Genomic DNA, 2,585 nt, shown 5'->3' with positions numbered 1-2,585 from the left:
TGAAAAAGCCCCGCCGGAGGATTCCGGCGGGGCTTTCATCGTCAGGCTGACGGCGTAATCGTCAATGGTGACGCGGGTTTACTCGCTGTTCTCGGTGATCGCTGATTGCGCCGCGGCCAGATCGACGATCGCCTTATCGGCAGCATAGGTCGCGATCAACGCGGCGACCGCGAGGTTGTTCACCGCCCTCGGATAACCGCGAGAAGCGAGGTGAATGGCATGGATCGCATCGTCAGAGAACAGCGGATCTGACCTGCCGGCAAACGTGAGGTGCTGCCGGATGTAATCGGTCGTGTCCCCAGCACCCATCCCAGTGATCGTGTAACGCGTGGAAATTCGTTGATCCAACGCTGAGAGGACCGCAAGTTTGAGGCGGCGCCGCAGCGTCGGCTGGCCGATGAGGAGCATCGCGAAGTGCGAACCGGTGTCCATGTCGGCATTCGTTAACAGGCGAAGCGATTCGAGGTCGGTGTTGGTGAGTAGGTGGGCTTCATCGATGACGACGACAGGTAGTCGGGCGCGTTCGTCGAGTTCCCCCGCGAGGAGCGTCGCGGTCTGTGAAGCAAGGACACCGGAGAAAAACGCTGGCGTTCCGCCGAGCGCGGTGACGATGCGGGTATGGATTCCACGCATCGTGATCGTCGGGTCAGGGACGTAGATGATCTGATGCCGAGATGGCTCGAGCTGGGCCAGAGCCGCCCTGACGGCGACGGTTTTCCCGGCGCCGACCTCACCACTGATGACGCCGAGCTGGCGTTGGCTGATGCACCAATCAATCCGGGCGATCGCTTCCCGATGCGAGGGGTGCGGGTGCAACGCTTGCGGAGGGATATCGCGGGAGAAGGGCATGCGGGTGAACCCGTAATGCGCTTGCAGGGTGTCGATACTCATCGGGTGGCCTCCTGGATGGTCGGCGCGAAGACGACCGTGGGGCGCTTCAACGTCGCGGCGCTAGCGAAGCTGATCGGTTCCCCGGCCATGGTGCCTTTGTGCCGGGTCTCGACCATGCGGAGGTAATCGATGCCGGAGACCGCGTTCTGTGCGCCGGTCTCTGCCGCATCGGCCGCAGCCGTCGCGGCCTTCTTGTGCACGTGGCGTCGGATTTCGCTGAGCACGGCGATGCCAGCGGGGACGCCGTTCCCGGCTGAGACGGTGATCAGCCCGGCCAGGTCGAAGGGGTCATAGACCAGCTCAACACGTTTACCGACGAGGAGCTGATCGACTTGATACGTATTGGACTGCAACGAGACCGTCGCGGACTTCGTCACCGTGCGGATCGCCGACCACCGGAACGCTTCCGCGATCTCCTCCCGCGATTTCCGCACCGGCTTCCGGCCCACCCAACTCGTATCCCAGCGTTGCAACGGGCTCTGCCCGGTCGTGGTGTGCACGGCCTGGTGATAAACCATCTCCACCCACGACGTGAACAACGCATTCATCTCATCCAACGACGTCACCATGCTGCCGATCCCCGCGTCGACCTCACCGGTCGTGGAATCGACGGTGGTGATCTCGGTGAGGAACTGCGACGTGACAGTGTTGAAGAACCGCTCGATCTTCCCGCGGCCCTGCGGCCGGTATGGCGCCGAGTGCGTCAACCGGATCCCGAGCTTCGCGCAGGTCCGAGAAAGAGACTCATCAACAAAAGCGCTGCCGTTATCCACATATATGCAGCCAGGGATTCCGCGGGCTTCAAGCGCCGGCCGGAGCGCGGCAGTCAACCGGACGGAGTCTTCGGCGTAGGCCCAGCGGCCGGCCGTGACTACGCGAGTGTGATCGTCGAGGAACGCGAACAAATACGCTTTCCGGCCATTGATCTTGGGGCCGTGCAGCGCGTCACCGACCCATATCTCGTTGGGGTAGTCCGCTTCGAACCGGCCGAAAACATCACGCACCCCAGTCGAAAGTTCCAGCGTGCGGAAGTGCCGCAACAACGTCGACTCCGACGGAGCATCACCGAGGGTGTCCATCATGATCCGGCGCACCTGCGCTGAGGTGCGGGCGGGCCGTTCACGTTTCAGCGTCGCCGCCAACGCCAGGATCTGCGCCGGAGTCACAGCCCCTTGGGCACGACCGCGGGGTTTGAGGGCGTCGAACCCGCCGCGTCGCCAGGCCCGAATCCACCGGTCGATGGTGTCTTTAGAGACCGTCACCGTGCCGCCGAACGGCCCCGGATGAACCAGTGCCGCGAGGTCTCTGACCATCGGACCGCGCTGACGCGTCGTGACTGCGGCATCCGCCGCAGCGCGGATGAGTTGGTAGCGAAAGAGGGCGATCTTCTCCATCCGGTCCCGGCGCACTGCTGATTGCGACGGCGACCCGGCCGGCACGAGGAGTGAGATGGCGGGGCTCACCGGAGACACCCGCGGCACCCCCAGAGGAATTGTCGGCGGGAGGGTCGGCGGTGTTGCGGGCATAACAGGGTCCTCTCAAGCGGTGAAGACGCCGATCACAGAGATATGGCAGGCGCTGCTGCCACCTTTCCGCCCGCCAGCGCCTGGCGTAAGGGCGGGTTGGTGTTGGGCATGCCGGCCCACCAGCTCGCGCAAAAAAGCCGCCCATTCGTCGTCGCGATCCCGGCTTGG

2 protein-coding genes are annotated in these 2,585 nt (G+C 64.1%); both read right to left on the bottom strand.

All coding sequences use genetic code 11. The features are described from left to right. Positions 1–78 precede the first annotated feature (78 nt). Positions 79–891 (bottom strand): ExeA family protein, encoded by an 813-nt coding sequence (locus JF66_RS20195; protein ID WP_035880690.1) that lies wholly within the window; start codon positions 889–891, stop codon positions 79–81. Continuing rightward, positions 888–2,417: a DDE-type integrase/transposase/recombinase gene (locus JF66_RS20190; RefSeq protein ID WP_156109966.1), complete on the bottom strand. Its 1,530-nt coding sequence runs from the start codon at positions 2,415–2,417 to the stop codon at positions 888–890. Before JF66_RS20190 ends, JF66_RS20195 begins: the two co-directional genes overlap by 4 nt. Positions 2,418–2,585 lie beyond the last annotated feature (168 nt).

It is taken from the genome of Cryobacterium sp. MLB-32 (assembly GCF_000738085.1).
Lineage (GTDB): Bacteria > Actinomycetota > Actinomycetes > Actinomycetales > Microbacteriaceae > Cryobacterium.
Note: the sequence above shows the minus strand (reverse complement) of the source record. Positions and strands in the feature narration are given on the sequence as shown.

Bases quoted from the DNA above. Each gene is read 5' to 3' on its own strand.
- JF66_RS20195 (WP_035880690.1), bottom strand. From the start codon at position 891: ATGAGTATCGACACCCTGCAAGCGCATTACGGGTTCACCCGCATGCCC.
- JF66_RS20190 (WP_156109966.1), bottom strand. From the start codon at position 2,417: ATGCCCGCAACACCGCCGACCCTCCCGCCGACAATTCCTCTGGGGGTG.